Here is a 17,132-nt window from a genome sequence, read left to right as displayed (position 1 = left end):
AGCTTGTTTTGGCTCCGCCCCACTTAGCAGTGGGGCATTTTCGTTGGTTCGATTTGCACTGTCTTTCTACTGTAGCGACATAAAAAAATGCCACTGGCTTACGCTAGTGGCATTTTTTATTGCTTCACTATAAGGAGATTAATCGCGGAGTGTTGCGCCAAATTTCTCTGAGACGTGAGCAACGATTGTATCGACTGCGCCTGCAATGTCCGCATCTTCAAGAGTGCGTTCTACAGATTGTAGTGTAAGCGCAATAGCTAGGCTCTTCTTGCCTTCTTCTACGCCTTTACCAACGTAAACGTCAAACAGACGAGCATCTTTCAGAAATTCACCACCCTGCTCTAGACATGCTGCAACGATGTCACCAGAAGCGGTCGCTTCGTCAACAACAACAGCAATGTCGCGGCGGTTTGATGGGAACTTAGAAAGCTGAACCGCTTCTGGGATCACTTTAGTGCTAATTGCATTCCATTCTACTTCGAACACGATAGTGCGGCCGTTTAGACCAAACTTACGCTCTAGCTCTGGGTGAACAGTACCGATAACACCAATTTGCTTGCCGTCAACAAGGATCGCAGCAGACTGACCTGGGTGAAGCGCTGGATTCGCAGCTTTATCTTCTGCTGAAAGCGCAGCAAAAGAGTAAATGCTTTGGTTAGCGGTTAGCTCAAGTACAGCTTCTAGATCGCCTTTTAGGTCGAAGAAATCAACAGTGTTGGTCGCGATATCCCAGTGCTCTTCGCTGCGAGTACCCGCAATAACACCAGCCAGCATAGGCTCCTGACGCATACCATTTTCAGCAGATTCACATGGAATGAAACGCAGACCGTATTCAAACAAGCGAACACGTGGCTGTTGACGTTTTTGGTTATGAACAACCGTGTTCAGAAGGCCTTGAATGAGACCTAGACGCATCGCTGACATATCCGCTGAAATAGGGAAAGGCAGGATTAATGGTTCAATACCCGGAACGATAAGTTTCTGCTGCTCTGGCTCAACGAAGCTATAGGTAATCGCTTCTTGGTAACCACGATCAACCAGTAGATTACGAACGCGTTTTAGCGGAATGTCTGCTTCAACGTGGTCGTGCATCTTAAGTGCCGCCACTGGATTTTGGTTAGGGATGTTGTCGTAACCGTAGATACGACCCACTTCTTCAACCAGATCTTGCTCAATGGCAATGTCAAAACGCCATGTTGGTGCTGTTGCTGTCCAACCTGCATCTGTTGTTTCAACCGTTAGGCCAAGACGCTCTAGGATTTCAACAACATCGCTGTCTGCAATGTGGTGGCCTAGTAGGCTGTCTAGTTTGGTACGACGTAGTGATACTGTGTTTGCTTTTGGTAGGTCCGCTTGCGACTCAACAGCAACCACTGGAGCTACTTCACCACCACAGATCTCAACTAGAAGTTCTGTTGCACGCTCCATTGCGCTCGTTTGTAGTGCGAAATCGACACCACGCTCAAAACGCATTGAAGAATCTGTGTGCAGACCGTAGCTACGCGCGCGACCACGAATGTGATCTGGTGCGAAGAAAGCACACTCTAGTAGCACGTCTTTGGTTTCAGACGTAACACCAGATTGTTCACCACCAAAGATGCCCGCAATCGCTAGCGCTTTGTTGTGGTCAGCAACAACAAGAGTATCGGCGTTAAGTTCAGCTTCAGTGCCATCTAGAAGCGTGAGCTTCTCGCCCTGCTCTGCCAAACGAACCACGATACCGCCGTCGATCTTGGCAAGATCGAATGCGTGCATCGGTTGACCTTGCTCTAGAAGAACAAAGTTAGTGATGTCAACAACTGGGTCGATAGAGCGAATACCACAACGGCGCAGTTTCTCTTGCATCCAAAGTGGTGTTTCTGCTTGCACATTGACGTTTTTAATCACACGACCTAGGTAACGAGGACACGCCGCTGGCGCTTTCACTTCGATAGAAACTTGATCGTCGATAGCGGGAGCAACAGGGTTTACTGCTGGCTCAGTGACATCAGCACGGTTAAGAACGCCCACTTCACGAGCCATACCACGAATGCTGAAACAGTCCGCTCGGTTTGCCGTTAGGTCAACGTCTACTGTCACGTCATCTAGCGCTAGGAATTCACGGAAATCAGTACCGATTACCGCATCTTCCGCCAGTTCCATAATGCCATCTGATTCTACGTCAATGCCTAGCTCAGAGAATGAGCACAGCATGCCATGTGATGGTTGACCACGTAGTTTGGCTTTCTTGATTTTGAAATCGCCTGGTAGCACAGCACCAACCGTTGCAACTGCAACCTTGATGCCTTGACGACAGTTAGACGCGCCACAAACGATGTCCAACAGTTCTTCTGCACCAACATCGACTTTAGTAACGCGTAGCTTATCTGCGTCTGGGTGCTGACCGCACTCAACCACTTGACCAACTTTAACGCCAGTGAAAGAACCCGCTACCGGTAGAACGTCGTCTACTTCTAGACCCGCCATAGTGATTTGGTGCGTTAGTTCGTCAGTGGATACCGCAGGGTTTACCCACTCACGAAGCCATGATTCGCTGAATTTCATAGTGATGTATCCCCTGGATTACTTGAACTGTTTTAGGAAACGAAGATCGTTCTCGAAGAACGCACGTAGGTCGTTTACGCCGTAACGAAGCATAGTTAGACGTTCAACACCCATACCAAATGCAAAACCAGAGTATTTCTCAGGGTCAATTCCTACGCTGCGCAGTACGTTCGGATGAACCATGCCACAACCTAGAACTTCTAGCCATTTGCCGTTTTTACCTTTTACATCCACTTCTGCTGAAGGCTCAGTGAATGGGAAGTAAGATGGGCGGAAACGAACTTCAACTTCCTCTTCAAAGAAGTTACATAGGAAGTCATGCAGGATGCCTTTTAGCTGAGCGAAGTTAACGTTCTCGTCTACTAGCATGCCTTCCACTTGGTGGAACATTGGCGTGTGCGTTTGGTCGTAGTCGTTACGGTAAACACGGCCCGGTGCGATGAAACGGAATGGTGGTTTGCCATTTTCCATCGTACGGATCTGAACGCCTGACGTATGGGTACGCAGCATTAGATCTGGATTGAAGAAGAAGGTATCGTGATCAGTACGAGCTGGGTGATCTTCTGCGATGTTTAGCGCATCAAAGTTGTGGAATGCATCTTCAATCTCAGGACCAGACTCAGTGTTAAAGCCTAACTCACCAAAGAACTGCTCGATACGCTCTACAGTACGAGTAACAGGGTGCAAACCGCCGTTCTCAATGCGACGACCTGGTAGCGTTACGTCAATCGTTTCAGCAGCTAGCTTCGCTTCAAGTTCTGCACTTTGAAGTGCATCTTTACGCGCAGCAATCGCTTGCTGAACAACGCCTTTCGCTTTGTTGATCTCTTGACCAGCTTCACGGCGTTCTTCTGGTGGTAGTTTACCTAGGCTTTGAAGTTGAACAGTCAGTTCACCTTTTTTACCTAGATACTGAACACGCACTTCATCAAGTGCGACTAACGAATCTGCAGCTTCAATTGCCGCGTTCGCGTTAGCAATGATCTCTTCTAGATGTTGCATCGTTTCCTCATCTACCTACACCTATATGCAAGTCATAGGCATAAGTGGTAGTGTCCATTTTAGGTAGAGCAATTATATACTCATACCCGACAGGGATTTTGGGTCTATAAATAGCTATACATAGTAACGAATGACTGATGCAAATCCAAACTGAAATCTGCTTATTTACTGCCTTTGGGCAAAAATTCACCTCAACGCTTGATAAAAGTGTTTTTCATACCCAGTTATTTGGCATGAGAAGTATAGAAAGGAGTCACAATGACAGTAATCATCAATCCAATCCAACCAACTGATGACAGTGAGATTCGTGCAATCATTAAAGCGGTTGGCGCAGAATATGGCGCCATTGGTGAAGGATTTGGCCCGTCAGACCCTGAAGTGGATGCGATGAGCCAAAGCTACACACTGGATAAACAGAGTCTGTATCTCGTTGCGAGCATTGATGGCAAGATCGTCGGAGGCTGTGGATTAGCCCCCTTTAATCACTCACAACAAACCTGTGAGTTGAAAAAACTGTTCTTGTTACCACAAAGTCGCGGTCTAGGCCTTGGTAAACAGCTAACTGAACTCTGTTTAGAGTTCGCGACGCAGCAAGGCTTCAGTGAGTGCTATTTAGATACACTCACTTCGATGAAGTCCGCTATTTCACTGTATGAAAAACTGGGCTTTACACATCTTGAGCAACCGCTAGATGGTACAGAACATAGTTCATGTGATGTCTGGATGCTAAAGAAGTTATAGCTCCATCGATATATCTGCCGCACTTGACACGCGATTGCGGCCTTCGGCTTTCGAGCGATACACCGCGTTGTCGGCTTCTTTGATCAAATCATTGAAGTCGTTCATTGCAGAAGTGCGCTCCCCTACACCAACGCTAATACTTCCTCTCCAAACACTTTGCCCCACTGGTACTAGCATTTGATTCACTTTGTTTCGAGTCAGTTCAGCAATGTGCATACCACCCGCTAGATCCGTGTTAGGACAAATCACAAAGAATTCGTCTCCACCTAAGCGACAAACAAGATCGTCACTTCTAAACGAGTCAGCCAGCGTTTGAGCAAGCTCAACTAACAATCGGTCGCCCGCGTCATGGCCTGCGGTATCGTTCACTTGTTTAAAGTAATCGACATCGATCATGATACAAACCAGTGGTTCTTTGTTGTGTATCGATTCATGCCAGTAAGTTTTGAGTTTGCGAATAGCACAACGGCGGTTTGGCAACTTAGTCAAAGAATCCGTCAGTGACAATTCTTCAAGCTGCTTGTTAACCCTCGACAACTGCTGGGTGCGCTCTAACACCTTGTCTTCTAGGCACTGGTTTAGCTCTAGTAGCTCTTTATTTCGCTCTGACACCTGCTCAAACAGTCCATTCAAAGCTTTTAGCAACGGCTCAGTGGAGGAGTCTTGCTTTTTCTCTTCTGTTTCCCAAGCTAGCTTAGGATCAACCCCCGATTCAATCTGCTTCACCTGACGAGACATATTCTGATCGATGCCAAGTATGTGGTAAGCCAACCAATGGATAAGAAAGTTGAGTAGATGCTCAGAAGCCTTTTTATTTCCTTCATTGATAAACGCTTGCATACTCAAAATATCAGCCATAAACGCTCTGTGTATCTTGATATGCTCTTCAACATGCTTTTGATAGACACCAGCGGTGCGCATCAAGTTTTCTTCTTCCTTAAAGTGGAACTCGGCGTATCGCGACAGCTCAAACAACGCTATGCGTATATCTTGCATAGAGATGTTGTTCTGTGCGATCAGAGCACCATAGCGGTTAATGATTTCGACCAAGTATTGATGCTGTTCATCGACATCATCCAACCCTGTTTCATAACAGCTATCCCATTCAAATGATTTCATTCAACCTAGCCTTACAAATCATTCATTGCCCTTACCAATAAGGGCAATAACATAATTACCTTAACTGATTAGGGGCGATAATACATGCTTTTAACTCAAGGCTAAGGGGTCTGCATCAAAAAAAGGGAACTTGATCAGCCCCCTACAATAATGGAATCAATATCACACTTGAAAAGGGTGACATAGGCACACTTTAGAAGTAATACTCTAGCGAAAATTCAATCAAGTCATCCTTGCGGGCAAAATAGAGCAAATCGTTCGGGCTTTCATTAGCGAACAGCCAAGCATTGATGTTCCATGAGAGATGATTGGTCAAACGACTCGATGCCTCTAGTTTGGCATTATATACGTCGCTATGATCTAAATCCTGTGTCAGACCAACCAATACTTCCGTACTATCTTCATCATTGAGCGCAAAACGCGTACCAAGAAACAGATCGTTCTGACCGATGTTCTGCGCATTGTTACCACGGCTATCATAGAGATACTCAGCGATCAGGCCGATATCCCAGTTTGTTTCGAATGGCCCAACGATGGTGTATTCAAAGCCAGACACTAGACCAGTGTGGTGGTCTAAGCTATCTCGGTAGATGCTTTCCATTTTCCACAGCCAATCACCGACGATCCCCTGAATATCGAGACCTATCTGTTTCGCTTGTGCGTAATATGGCTTAAGTTCTCTTTGTTCAAGTTGATAATAGGGATCTCGATTGGTGCCTTGAAAATAGCTTAAACCGATATCCCAATCGCCATACATCTTCGAATACCTTAACGCATAATCGATATGTTGCTCTTGGCGGGAGGACTCATAATTTGCTGAATTTGAGACTGGAATGGTCGGCCTAAGTCTTCCATCTTCGCCGGCAAATGTGCGCTCTCTAAAATAGGGCAACACCATTGCATCGAGGGTTCCCCACTCCTTAATCGAAGTCAGGTGCACCATTGGCTGGCCCAACTTATCTTCCCCTTCTACAGATTCAACCGCATCCGTTTGGTTAACGATGTCCACCAGATGCGTCGATTCCGTCACACCCCAAAAAACCTTACCAATCCCAACTCGCAGCTCATAGTCATCCCAATAAGTTAAGTAGAGCGCTTCGCGGATATCGCCATGAGTCCGTTCACTATCAAGGCTATCGGCACGGTAGAACGGTACAAAGGTAAAATCCGAGTTATCACTCACTTGCCAATAAAACTCCGGTTCTGCAACGAATGAGCTCTGTGCTTTGTTCTGCCCTTGTAGGCCACTTGAGAAAAACTGTCGGTGCTCTATGTTGACTTGTCCGGACAACTCAGCTGCGTGACATTGTAACGCAATCACAGTCAGTAGTCCGCTGGCCAACAATTGGCCAGCATTCGTTAGTATTTGCTTCATAAATCCCCTCACTTAATACGATTGAGGATGTTTTTCTCGAAATCCTTTTCCGTCAGTCCCGTCTTAAACGCCATACTACTGGTGGTTAAAATTGTACTTTTACCCGTTTGATGATTAACCATCGCCATTGTATGGGCTCGCCAGAACTTATCGAGGTACTGCTTGTAATCTGTGAATGCCAATGTTTTAAGCAGTGAGCCTTTACGGTCATAAAACTCTACTTTTAATGGTCGGTAGTGCTGCTTATCCAACCAAACCAACTGCTTGGTGTAGCCGGAGTTTTGATCTGTTGGCGTCTGTTCCAACAAATAGACTTGCGTGTCATCAATGACCTGATCACCGAGATAGTTAAAGTTATACTTCTCTAGCTCAAATGAGCTCAAATCCTCATAGGCAAACTCACTCCCCATGAATGGGCCCGATTTATTGCGAGATGATATACGCTTCACTCGTTTAAGCGCCGGTAGATAGAGCCATTGGTCATCGGCTTTCACGCTGTGTGAGTGGTTCAAAAATGCCGTACCTTTCACGTCACGGGGTTGATCAAATATAGTTAGTCCTTTGTCTCCATCATTCGCGACTTCGAACGACTTTAGGCGCATTGCTCGCGTACTACTCTCACCCTGAGCGTTTTTCAATATCATTTCCATCGTCGCAACCGAGTCTTGCCAACCCTCATCACGGGCTTTGCGCTCGGTAGCGATTTCCAACCCACGCTCTGGTGTCGCCAACGCTTGGCTACTCCCGGCAAGTAATGTCATTAAAGTGACCGTCTTAATCATTGCAATTGAGGTTCGTTTCATGTTGATTTCCTTAATAACTTGTCGTTTGTGTCACTGGTGAACGATGTTGATTCTCTGTTTCTAACTCTTTTTCGAGGTAGCTTGCTGTATCGAAACGCATCAACAATGCGGGTAAGAAAATAAAGTCTACGACGAGCGCGATAAAGATAACCATTGCACTGAGCTGACCCATATCCGCATTGAGTCTAAAGCTCGACATAGCCAGTACAGAGAAGCCTGCGATGAGAACAACGGTGGTGATCCATAGTGCTCGGCCAACAGTGTGAAAAGCGTAACGCACTGCCTGTTCAGCGGACTGACCTTGGCGACGGGCTCGTTGATATTTAGCGAGGAAATGCACTGAGTCATCGACGACGATGCCTAACGTCAAAGTCACAACAACAGATAGGCCTAAGTTAATCTCACCAGACGTCACTCCCCATAATCCAAAACCGATAATTGCCGGAGCCATATTAGGCACGACGCTAATCAATCCCAACCTGACCGAGCGCAGGGCGAAAATCATCAATGCCGAGATTAATATCAACGTGATAGGCAACGTTGATAGCATACTCGCCATGTTTGTTTCACCAATATGCGCAAACATTAGTGAAGGGCTCGAAGCGACAACCTGATACTGAGGGGCGTTAGCTGCGAACCAGTCGTAAATGCGATTTTCTAGCTCAACCAGTTCTACGCTGCCTAAGTTATCGACGGTCACGACCATTTTGATCGAAGACTTGTCGACATTGATTTGGTTATTTAAATCTAAGCCATAAGGCAGTGACATTTCATAAAGCAACAAATACTGTGCTGCCAGCTCACGATCCAGTGGCAAGGTGTAGTAGAGCTCGTCGTCACTATGCATGTTCTTATTTAGACGTTTATAAACGTCGGACAAGGTTGCCACATGATCAGTCTCTGGCTGATCTCGTAACCAACGTGAAAAGTCACCTATTGATTGCAGAAAAATCGGGTCAGCGATACCTTGCGACTGATTGGTTTTGATTGCGATACTGATGTTCGTCATACCGCTAATTCGTTGTTCCATAAAGTCCGCAGCTTGCCTGAACTCACTTCCTGTGCCGAAATACTTCACCGATTCGTCATTAACTTTGTTCAGCGGCAGTAACGTCGCCGATACCGCTATGACGAGTGCAGATACTGGTAATAACGCTTTGCGGTTTTTTACTACCCAATCACCCAATTTATCCATAAAGTCCGAAGACTTAGGCTGATCTGCGTAATCTGCTTTTATGCGCAGAGGCATCACCTTTAGCAGTGCGGGTAATAAAGAGACCGATAAAAAGCAAGCGATCATCACACCCAGCGCAGCAAGGTTGCCGAAATCGCGCAATACGGGCGAGTCAGACATGTTCATCATCAAAAAGCCAATCGACGTCGTGACAGAAGTAATCAAGATGGGTACAAAGTTAATCGCGATACTCTGATCAATAGCGTAGGATTTGCTATACCCTTTCCTCATGTTTTGACGCATTGTTGCGATGACATGAACACAATCCGCGACTGCCAATGTCATCACCAGCGTAGGTATATTCACTGTCGCCGTGCTCAAGAACATTCCAGCCCATCCAGACAGACCCATGGTCGAAGTCACTGCACCAATGATAACGACTAAAGTAGCGACAACACTCAATGGCGAGCGAAGCATAAGCGTTAGAAAAACAAGGATGACCAGTAACATAGTGGGTACTAAGGTCGAGCTATCCTGCTGTGCTGCTGCCATAAACGCGTGGTTCATTGCGATAATGCCAGCCTTGTGAAACTCGATATCTGGGTACTTTTGCTGATATTCCGCTATTAATTGATTTGCGTAGTCTACAACCTCAAGAACCTCTCCGGTTTTTTCGATATCCGGTAGCTGTACCGTTATATTGACGACCGTAACATCGCCCTTTGCAGAGATTAAAGAGTGCTTAACGACTGGCTCTGATAGCGCAATATTTTTAATTTTTTCAATTCTCTGCTCCGTCAGTGGATAGTCTTCCAACAGCAGGTCTTCAACAATTAAATCGTCGTCTTCTGCTTCCGTATGTTGGTAGTTAGCCAGAGAATCTACGCGGCTAGAATAAGGGATTTGCCAAGCATCTTTGGTCAGTTGTTGAACAAGAGTTAAAGTTCTTTCCTCGAACACATTACCACTGTGTGGCGCAATAACGATCGCAAGGTTGTCAGACTTAGCAAATGTGGTCTGAATTTCGTCAAACGCTCGCAACTGAGCGTTCTGACCGTCGAAAAAGATATTGTAGTCACCTCTAAAATAGAGATTCTTGGCGCCTATGGTCGCCGTTACCAGCAAACATAGAGTAATCAGTAATACCCACCAACTCATGCGAGTGGGTAAGGTTAACAAGTTCGGTGGTTGTTTTGAGGTTGGCTTTTGTGCTGTCATCACACTCTCCGTTTGTGACGTTTCGTCAAAAATCATCATTTAAAAACCAGCATCGGCTGGTATTTAAACAACAAAACTGTTATCAAGCGCTATCAGTTGATCTTCAGTGTCATTTTTTGACGATTCGTCACTAAGGGCGATTTTAAAAGCCCACTTGGGCTTTTAAATAAGTGATCTATCGGCCAACAGAGTTGAGATATTCGATCTCTTGAGCAAACAACTCTTGCTCAACTCGTTGCCAGGTCTTTCGGTAATCCCACTCACTAGAGAGAGGTTTCCAGTTAAGACCATCCAACAGCATATTCGCGTTATGTAACACAGAGAATGGATCTTGAATACGTTTGATACAGTGGCTGTTTGACGCATTTTGAGCTAGGGCGTTGGAGCCAAAAGCGATTGACCAGTTGGCAAAAACAATCGCATCAGAACCGATACCGGGGGAAAACTTTAAATCCCCCTGCTCAACGGCAAAATTGACCAGTTGATCAGCGTTACTGATCACTTGCTCTTCAAGCTCATTAAGCACTTTAACCCGTTCTGGTGAAGCTTTCTCAAGAACCCATGGGCTCTTCGCCATGATTGCACATGTTGAAAGTACAGGCTCCATACGTGCATATATACGATAACCTACATGCATCGCTATCACTTTTTCACGGGTGCTTCCATCAAACTCAGCTGCCCTTGCAAACAAAATACCTTCGCTTCTCAACGAGTGAATGCAAAGCGCTAAAATCACGTCTTCTTTGCTGCAAAAATGGTTATAGATCGTTCCTTTTGAGTAGGCACTCGCAGAGGTCAACTTATCCATAGTTAAGTTACTCCAACCCTGCTCCTGAACCAAAGACTTGGCAAGAAGAGTTAGCTCAACTTCTCTATCTGCGATAGCCTGCTGCTTTTTGGAACGCCCAAAACTGCACCCAGAACTTTCTTTTTTGTCACTTTTACTACAACCAAAGCCAAACATGATTCATCAATCCGTATCTGTCCATTACTCCTTAATGTCTTAATTGTAACACGAATAACGAAAGCGTGATAAATCACTTTTATGACGCATCGTCATTTTTGACATTTCGTCATAATAGTGCATTTATTGATCATTGCAAGCGCTTTTAAATAAAATATTTATGGCAGTGATAATTGATTCTCACTGCTAAGATAAGGTGACAGTCGTTTTATGAGGAACCTATGACGATGAGCGCTTTCAATGTTTGGACAGCCACCCTATTATCTCTCACCGCATCGCTTTCAACCCATGCTTGGCAAGCAGACATCATAGTATCTGGTCTTAATGTGCCATGGGGAATGAGCGCGTTTAATGATGATCAACTCATGGTGACGCAACAAAACGGCGAAATAGGTGTAGTGACTCTCTCTACAGGCAATTACAGTACCATTGCAAAGCTCGTCCAGTCACAAGCGTATGGACAAGGCGGATTGCTCGATGTTGCACACTCGCCGTTTAACAAGCATCACTTCTATTTCACTTATTCAAAGGTGGTGGGCTCTGCCATCGAAACCACGCTTGCTCGTGCCAGCTACAAAGATGGCACACTCTCTGACTGGACAGATTTGGTCGTGACACAATCCGGTTCTGATACCGGACGACACTTTGGTAGTCGAATTACCTTCGATACCCACTTCGTCTATTTCTCTGTCGGAGATCGCGGTGAACGAGATAATGGACAAAACCTGGCGACCCATGCAGGAAGTATTCTTAGAGTATTACCCGACGGTACGACTCCACCAGACAATCCATTTACTAATGTCAAGGGCGCTCAAGGTGAGATATGGAGCTATGGTCATCGCAATCCTCAAGGGCTCTACTATGATCGTCAGAGTACAACCTTGTGGTCTATTGAACACGGTCCTCGTGGTGGTGATGAGATAAACCAGATCGTTAAGGGGGCCAATTATGGGTGGCCTGTAACTTCTCATGGTAAGGAATATTGGGGGCCTATCGCAGTCGGAGAGGCGACAGAAAAAGAAGGGATAGTCTCGCCAACTAAAGTGTATATACCATCGATTGCACCCAGTTCATTGCTGCTATACAGTGGCAGTCAATATCCTCAGTTATCAGGAAAATTATTAGCGGGAGCCTTGAAGTTGACCCACATTAACGTGGTCAAGATAGACAACAACCAAGCGATGGAAGAAGAGCGAATCCTGACAGAATTAGGTGAAAGGATACGTGATCTCGAAGTGCTTCCCAATGGAGAGATCGTATTCAGTACCGACAGTGGCAAAATCTATCGCTTGGTAGACGAGCACAATTAGCTTAATGACGTTTATCTATCTGCCCAAGAGGTTTGGTTACGCCCGCTCTGTTTACTTAGATACAACGCTTTATCGGCGAGATTAAATAACGCTGTCTGCATTGCTTGGTGAGACATGTAGCGTTGGTCAAAGTCTTGCTCACTCGCGAGAGCACCACCTATCGATACGGTCACTCGTCCATATGGCTGATTGCCTTCATGGGCGATATTCAATGCCTCTACCGCCTTCCTCACGCGCTCACTAAACTGAACCAGTTCTGTCTTATCGGTTCTAGCCAAAAGGATGACTAACTCTTCACCCCCGTAGCGAAAGGCAAGATCACTCTCACGCGCCACCTTATTGATGACTGCCCCCACTTCGGACAATGCGTTATCACCAGCCGTATGCCCATAAATGTCATTGAACGCTTTAAAGTTATCGACATCACAGACCAAGGTCGCAACATACTGCCCATTGCTCAGTTGACGCTTAAAGAATGGTATTGCCGCTCGCGAATACTTGTAACGTGATCCCAAGCCCGTTAATGGGTCTGTATCTGACCTAGCACGTAAGATGCTGAGTTGATTGTCTAATTTAATCAATAAGCTATGGTAGGCTTGTGCTAATTGGCCGATTTCATCACTTCGATTCAGTTCACGAAAGTGTGCAATATTGGCGTGGGTCGTATCAGAACGCATATGCGCTGCCAATGATTTAAGAGGTGAAACAATCCAGTGAGATACCCAACCAATTAACACCAAAGAGATCGCAAGCGCGACAATCGCCTCTGCAACAATCTCTTCAACCAAGGAACGTTGCAGATTAGTCAACTCACTGGCATCAAACACCGCCCATATCTCCCCTCCCATTGAGTTGGTCAAAGGAATAACGACATTCAGCGCACACAGCTCTTCATCGAGATAGTAACCTTCCCCTAAGGTTGCAGGTTTCGTCCACGGCACAAAGATATCTTTTTCAATATCTAAACTTTTCGCCATCGACTCATGTTCGCGCATGAGGCGACTTTTAATAAACAATAACTTCTTTTTGCGTATAGGGTTATCGAAGTTGACTGAATCGATTGACTCATTCATCGCTGTTAATTTGATCTCGAGCTGCTCAAACTCTTCGAGGTTCACATCAGCACGCCATAGATATTCAAAACGCTTAAAAAAGCGGATACGGACATCTTGAGCTGAAAAATCTGACTTACCTGTCACTTCTAGATATTCAAGATCATCGATGGACGAAAACAGTTGGCCTGTTGCCGAGGCGGTGAGATTTGAGTAATTGGTTCCGGCGACTGACGTTGAAAGAAACGGGATATGCGGTGCGAGCGTCAGTTTTGCCAACGATGCAGAATATTCGATATGCCGATTCCACTCACTATGATAACGAGTGTAACTGAATCCAGAGACAAGGATCATCACCAGTAAGACGTGCGAAAGCACCAACATTTGATTGATAGAAAGCTTAGAGCACAGCCTTCTGGGAGCATTTGTCACTATCACACTACCTAAAAGTGATTGCCTTGAGCTGTGAAGAGGATGATCCTTACATCATTAGCCCACAAAAAATTACCAGCTATAGTCTTATCAGTTGAACGTGCATACATTCTCTACTGATAAAGTTGTAATTTTATGCGATCCGTCGAAAAATTCACATACCCAATGATGATTATTTACTCATTAGTTGACGTAATCAATCAGACGCAAGTAGCAGTGTATAGAAACCAAAAAGCCCCAGCATTTCTGCTAGGGCCTTAAATTTGGAGCGACACACGAGGTTCGAACTCGTGACCTCAACCTTGGCAAGGTTGCGCTCTACCAACTGAGCTAGTGTCGCGTAATGCGTTAGATGGTGCCCCGGGCCGGACTTGAACCGGCACAGCGCGAACGCCGAGGGATTTTAAATCCCTTGTGTCTACCAATTCCACCACCAGGGCACACAAATCTAAATTTGTGATGGAGACACCATCTATGATATCGATGTAAAAACCGCTACCAAAATAATCTGGAGCGACACACGAGGTTCGAACTCGTGACCTCAACCTTGGCAAGGTTGCGCTCTACCAACTGAGCTAGTGTCGCAAATGGAGGCGCGTCCCGGAGTCGAACCGAGGTCCACGGATTTGCAATCCGCTGCATAGCCACTCTGCCAACGCGCCTCTGTCACACCAAGTGGAAGAGTTAAACGCTCAATTCCTCTTGGGTACGGGTTGCATTCTACGGATTCGAACTAATGAGTCAACACTATTTTTGAAATTTTAAATCGTTTGTCTATTTAACCGCCAAAACAAGCTAATTTGGTTAGTTTGCTAGCAAATTTTTTAGCAAATCCACGGAGTTAATTGTGTTAATGCGAAAAGGCAGAGACAAAAAAGCAGGCCATCGCCTGCTTTCTAATCAGTGGTGTTCTTCGTTGAGCAAATCATCTTTGGCAGCCATCAGATATTGGGCCATCGACCAGTATGTCAGTACAGTGGCAACATACAGTGCAGCAAAGCCAACCCAAACCATCCAATCGTCGTAACGCCAGATCAGTACCCATAAGGCGAACATTTGGCTGACGGTCTTAACCTTACCTACCCAAGATACCGCCACACTCGCTCGTTTACCAATTTCCGCCATCCATTCACGCAGTGCGGAGATGATAATTTCACGAGCTATCATAGTGACTGCAGGAATCGTTACCCAGATCGTGTGGTAGTGCTCTGTTATCAAAATGAGTGCGGTAGCAACCAATACTTTATCAGCGACTGGATCAATAAAAGCCCCAAAACGAGAGGTTTGACCTAGTTTTCGCGCCAACATACCGTCGAGCCAATCAGTAAACCCTGCGACCCAGAATACCATTGCTGCTGCAAAAGGAGACCAGCTATAAGGTAGATAAAAAACAACGACAAATACTGGAATCAAGAAAAGTCGCAACAAAGACAAGATGTTAGGGATATTTAAACGCATATTTTTAAAAGGCTCTTTTTGTTTGCGTATGGCTCTATTTGATATTTCAAACAGCGCCTTATGGTGCGGGATTTTTGCTATTGTTTCAATGCTTGATAAATGTTTTCTGCTAAAGAAATACTAATCCCTGGCACTTTGGCGATTTCTTCTACACTCGCTCGTTTCAATTCTTGCAAACCACCCATGTATTTTAACAGAGCTTGGCGACGCTTTGGTCCTACGCCTTCAATACCCTCTAAAGCACTCGTTCTACGGGTTTTTCCTCGTTTTGCCCTATGGCCAGCAATCGCATGACTATGGCTCTCATCACGGATGTGCTGCATTAAATGCAGTGCTGGTGCGTCACTAGGCAAATTAAATTCATCACCTTCGACGGTGATCAAAGTTTCGAGACCAGGTTTACGCGTGACACCCTTAGCAATACCAATCAAATGCGGGCGTTTTGGCCAATCTCCCCAGTAGCGAGAGATGATCTCATGAGCCCTGTTCAACTGACCTTTACCACCGTCGATAAAAACAATATCAGGGATTTTTTCTATATCGAGCTGCTTTGAGTAACGGCGTTCAAGTGCCTGCCCCATTGCTGCGTAATCATCACCACCCGTGATGCCCGTGATATTATAACGACGATACTCTTGCTTAACGGGGCCTTCCTGATTAAAAACCACACAAGAGGCAATTGTGCTCTCTCCCATGGTGTGTGAGATATCAAAACATTCCATTCGCGTAATGCTTTCCATATCAAGCAACTCTCTCAACGCTTTGAAACGTTGAGATATCGTCATCTTGTGATTGATCTTAGTCGTAATCGCAGTCAAAGCATTGGTGTTGGCCAGTTTAAGATAACGCCCTCGAGTGCTGGTCGGATTGACATGGAAGTGGACTCGGCGTCCCGCTAAGCTCGTTAAAGCCTCTTCCAACGGCTGTGATTCGTCAATTAAGCCCGAGTTGAGGATGATACGAGTCGGAATAGTTCGCGCCTCATTGTGGCTCAGGTAATACTGGCTCAGGAAGCTATAAAACACTTCTTGCTGAGTGGTATCGTTGGGTATTTTCGGAAAGTGGCTGCGACTTCCCAGAACTTTACCCTGACGAATCATAAGAATATGAATGCACGCAATGCCATTTTCTTGAGCAAAACCAAGTACGTCCATATCGTCCATCGAATCTTCCGAGACAAACTGTTGCTCTTGGACACGGCGAATAGCCTGAATTTGATCGCGGAATTTGGCGGCCTGTTCGAAGCGTAGTTCTTGACTCGCCACCTCCATCTTTTCGACAAGAGAGGCAAGCACTTGCTGATCTTTGCCCTGCAAAAACAGTCTTACGTAACCAACCAGTTCAGCGTAATCCTGTTCAGAAATAACACTACTCACACACGGCGCAGCACAACGACCGATTTGGTACATTAAACAAGGTCGAGTTCGATTACTGTAGACAGTATCTTCACACTGTCGCACCGGAAATATCTTTTGAATTAGATGCAAGGTCTCACGCACAGCGCCTGAATCTGGGTAAGGTCCAAAGTATTCGCCTTTACGCTTTTTCGCCCCTCGATGCATCGACAAACGTGGGTGTTTGTGTCCACTAATAAAGATATAGGGATAGGATTTATCGTCACGCAACAGTACGTTGTATTTAGGTAGGTACTGCTTGATGTAGTTGTGCTCTAAGATCAAGGCTTCTGTTTCGGTATGCGTCACCGTTACATCAATCTTGGCGATGTTGCTGACTAAAGCACGGGTTTTTTCACTATCAACTTTGCTACGGAAGTAGCTGGAGAGGCGTTTTTTGAGATCCTTCGCCTTTCCTACATAGATAACAACAGACTCGGCGTTATACATACGATAAACGCCGGGCTGGTTTGTTACTGTTTTAAGAAAGGCGGCTGAATCGAATTGGCTCATACCAATACCATTAGCTGAAGATTAAAATCACTG

Annotated in this window: 12 protein-coding genes and 4 tRNA genes; 2 read left to right on the top strand and 14 right to left on the bottom strand. The window is 45.6% G+C overall.

Going from position 1 to position 17,132, the window contains the following annotated elements:
- Nucleotides 1-138 precede the first annotated feature (138 nt).
- Both pheT and pheS read right to left on the bottom strand, forming a co-directional pair.
- Nucleotides 139-2,544 carry a phenylalanine--tRNA ligase subunit beta gene (pheT, locus tag ACQEXT_RS03080; RefSeq protein WP_426950579.1) on the bottom strand — a complete coding sequence of 802 codons (2,406 nt, stop codon included), beginning with the start codon at nucleotides 2,542-2,544 and terminating at the stop codon, nucleotides 139-141.
- A gap of 18 nt (nucleotides 2,545-2,562) precedes the next feature.
- Nucleotides 2,563-3,546: a phenylalanine--tRNA ligase subunit alpha gene (pheS, locus tag ACQEXT_RS03075; protein WP_138970371.1), complete on the bottom strand. Its 984-nt coding sequence runs from the start codon at nucleotides 3,544-3,546 to the stop codon at nucleotides 2,563-2,565.
- A 258-nt stretch (nucleotides 3,547-3,804) separates the two neighbouring features.
- Between pheS and ACQEXT_RS03070 the strand changes: the two genes are divergently transcribed.
- Nucleotides 3,805-4,287 carry a GNAT family N-acetyltransferase gene (locus ACQEXT_RS03070; RefSeq protein WP_426950577.1) on the top strand — a complete coding sequence of 161 codons (483 nt, stop codon included), beginning with the start codon at nucleotides 3,805-3,807 and terminating at the stop codon, nucleotides 4,285-4,287.
- Here ACQEXT_RS03070 and ACQEXT_RS03065 read toward each other — a convergent pair.
- The 5 genes from ACQEXT_RS03065 to ACQEXT_RS03045 all read right to left on the bottom strand — a co-directional run bounded on the left by ACQEXT_RS03065 (nucleotide 4,282) and on the right by ACQEXT_RS03045 (nucleotide 10,940).
- Complete coding sequence (locus ACQEXT_RS03065) at nucleotides 4,282-5,406, bottom strand: GGDEF domain-containing protein (RefSeq protein WP_138970369.1); 1,125 nt, start codon at nucleotides 5,404-5,406, stop codon at nucleotides 4,282-4,284. The genes ACQEXT_RS03070 and ACQEXT_RS03065 overlap by 6 nt on opposite strands.
- A 193-nt stretch (nucleotides 5,407-5,599) precedes the next feature.
- The gene (locus ACQEXT_RS03060; protein WP_426950576.1) at nucleotides 5,600-6,781 is read right to left on the bottom strand and encodes a hypothetical protein; all 1,182 of its coding nucleotides are present in this window, start codon (nucleotides 6,779-6,781) and stop codon (nucleotides 5,600-5,602) included.
- 8 nt (nucleotides 6,782-6,789) lie between these two features.
- Nucleotides 6,790-7,542 carry an outer membrane lipoprotein-sorting protein gene (locus tag ACQEXT_RS03055; RefSeq protein WP_426950672.1) on the bottom strand — a complete coding sequence of 251 codons (753 nt, stop codon included), beginning with the start codon at nucleotides 7,540-7,542 and terminating at the stop codon, nucleotides 6,790-6,792.
- A gap of 52 nt (nucleotides 7,543-7,594) precedes the next feature.
- Entirely contained in the window at nucleotides 7,595-9,976 is a 2,382-nt protein-coding gene (locus ACQEXT_RS03050; RefSeq protein ID WP_426950574.1) for an efflux RND transporter permease subunit, read from the bottom strand.
- Nucleotides 9,977-10,151: 175 nt separating this feature from the next.
- Entirely contained in the window at nucleotides 10,152-10,940 is a 789-nt protein-coding gene (locus tag ACQEXT_RS03045; protein WP_331418497.1) for a TetR/AcrR family transcriptional regulator, read from the bottom strand.
- A 227-nt stretch (nucleotides 10,941-11,167) separates the two neighbouring features.
- Here ACQEXT_RS03045 and ACQEXT_RS03040 point away from each other — a divergent pair, with 227 nt between their 5' ends.
- Nucleotides 11,168-12,250 carry a PQQ-dependent sugar dehydrogenase gene (locus ACQEXT_RS03040; protein WP_426950671.1) on the top strand — a complete coding sequence of 361 codons (1,083 nt, stop codon included), beginning with the start codon at nucleotides 11,168-11,170 and terminating at the stop codon, nucleotides 12,248-12,250.
- Between the two features lie 11 nt (nucleotides 12,251-12,261).
- On the opposite strand, the gene ACQEXT_RS03035 is transcribed toward ACQEXT_RS03040, so the two are convergent.
- From ACQEXT_RS03035 to uvrC, 7 genes are all read right to left on the bottom strand, one after another.
- Nucleotides 12,262-13,734 (bottom strand): diguanylate cyclase, encoded by a 1,473-nt coding sequence (locus ACQEXT_RS03035; protein ID WP_426950573.1) that lies wholly within the window; start codon nucleotides 13,732-13,734, stop codon nucleotides 12,262-12,264.
- A 264-nt stretch (nucleotides 13,735-13,998) separates the two neighbouring features.
- A tRNA-Gly gene (locus ACQEXT_RS03030) sits at nucleotides 13,999-14,074 on the bottom strand.
- A gap of 13 nt (nucleotides 14,075-14,087) precedes the next feature.
- Nucleotides 14,088-14,174, bottom strand: a tRNA-Leu gene (locus tag ACQEXT_RS03025).
- Between the two features lie 69 nt (nucleotides 14,175-14,243).
- A tRNA-Gly gene (locus tag ACQEXT_RS03020) sits at nucleotides 14,244-14,319 on the bottom strand.
- A 3-nt stretch (nucleotides 14,320-14,322) separates the two neighbouring features.
- A tRNA-Cys gene (locus ACQEXT_RS03015) sits at nucleotides 14,323-14,396 on the bottom strand.
- Between the two features lie 238 nt (nucleotides 14,397-14,634).
- Nucleotides 14,635-15,192, bottom strand: a complete 558-nt coding sequence (gene pgsA, locus ACQEXT_RS03010; RefSeq protein ID WP_138970367.1) for a CDP-diacylglycerol--glycerol-3-phosphate 3-phosphatidyltransferase — start codon at nucleotides 15,190-15,192, stop codon at nucleotides 14,635-14,637.
- 77 nt (nucleotides 15,193-15,269) lie between these two features.
- Entirely contained in the window at nucleotides 15,270-17,099 is a 1,830-nt protein-coding gene (uvrC, locus tag ACQEXT_RS03005) for an excinuclease ABC subunit UvrC (RefSeq protein ID WP_426950571.1), read from the bottom strand.
- Between the last annotated feature and the right edge of the window lie 33 nt (nucleotides 17,100-17,132).

This window comes from Vibrio sp. TRT 29B02, assembly GCF_050113655.1.
In the GTDB taxonomy this organism is placed as follows: domain Bacteria; phylum Pseudomonadota; class Gammaproteobacteria; order Enterobacterales; family Vibrionaceae; genus Vibrio.
Note: the sequence above shows the minus strand (reverse complement) of the source record. Positions and strands in the feature narration are given on the sequence as shown.

Excerpts from the sequence above, each read along its gene's own strand:
- uvrC (WP_426950571.1), bottom strand. The coding sequence starts at position 17,099 with ATGAGCCAATTCGATTCAGCCGCCTTTCTTAAAACAGTAACAAACCAG.
- ACQEXT_RS03050 (WP_426950574.1), bottom strand. The coding sequence starts at position 9,976 with ATGACAGCACAAAAGCCAACCTCAAAACAACCACCGAACTTGTTAACC.
- pheS (WP_138970371.1), bottom strand. The coding sequence starts at position 3,546 with ATGCAACATCTAGAAGAGATCATTGCTAACGCGAACGCGGCAATTGAA.
- pheT (WP_426950579.1), bottom strand. The coding sequence starts at position 2,544 with ATGAAATTCAGCGAATCATGGCTTCGTGAGTGGGTAAACCCTGCGGTA.
- ACQEXT_RS03040 (WP_426950671.1), top strand. The coding sequence starts at position 11,168 with ATGAGCGCTTTCAATGTTTGGACAGCCACCCTATTATCTCTCACCGCA.
- ACQEXT_RS03045 (WP_331418497.1), bottom strand. The coding sequence starts at position 10,940 with ATGTTTGGCTTTGGTTGTAGTAAAAGTGACAAAAAAGAAAGTTCTGGG.
- ACQEXT_RS03065 (WP_138970369.1), bottom strand. The coding sequence starts at position 5,406 with ATGAAATCATTTGAATGGGATAGCTGTTATGAAACAGGGTTGGATGAT.
- ACQEXT_RS03070 (WP_426950577.1), top strand. The coding sequence starts at position 3,805 with ATGACAGTAATCATCAATCCAATCCAACCAACTGATGACAGTGAGATT.
- ACQEXT_RS03055 (WP_426950672.1), bottom strand. The coding sequence starts at position 7,542 with ATGACATTACTTGCCGGGAGTAGCCAAGCGTTGGCGACACCAGAGCGT.
- ACQEXT_RS03060 (WP_426950576.1), bottom strand. The coding sequence starts at position 6,781 with ATGAAGCAAATACTAACGAATGCTGGCCAATTGTTGGCCAGCGGACTA.
- pgsA (WP_138970367.1), bottom strand. The coding sequence starts at position 15,192 with ATGCGTTTAAATATCCCTAACATCTTGTCTTTGTTGCGACTTTTCTTG.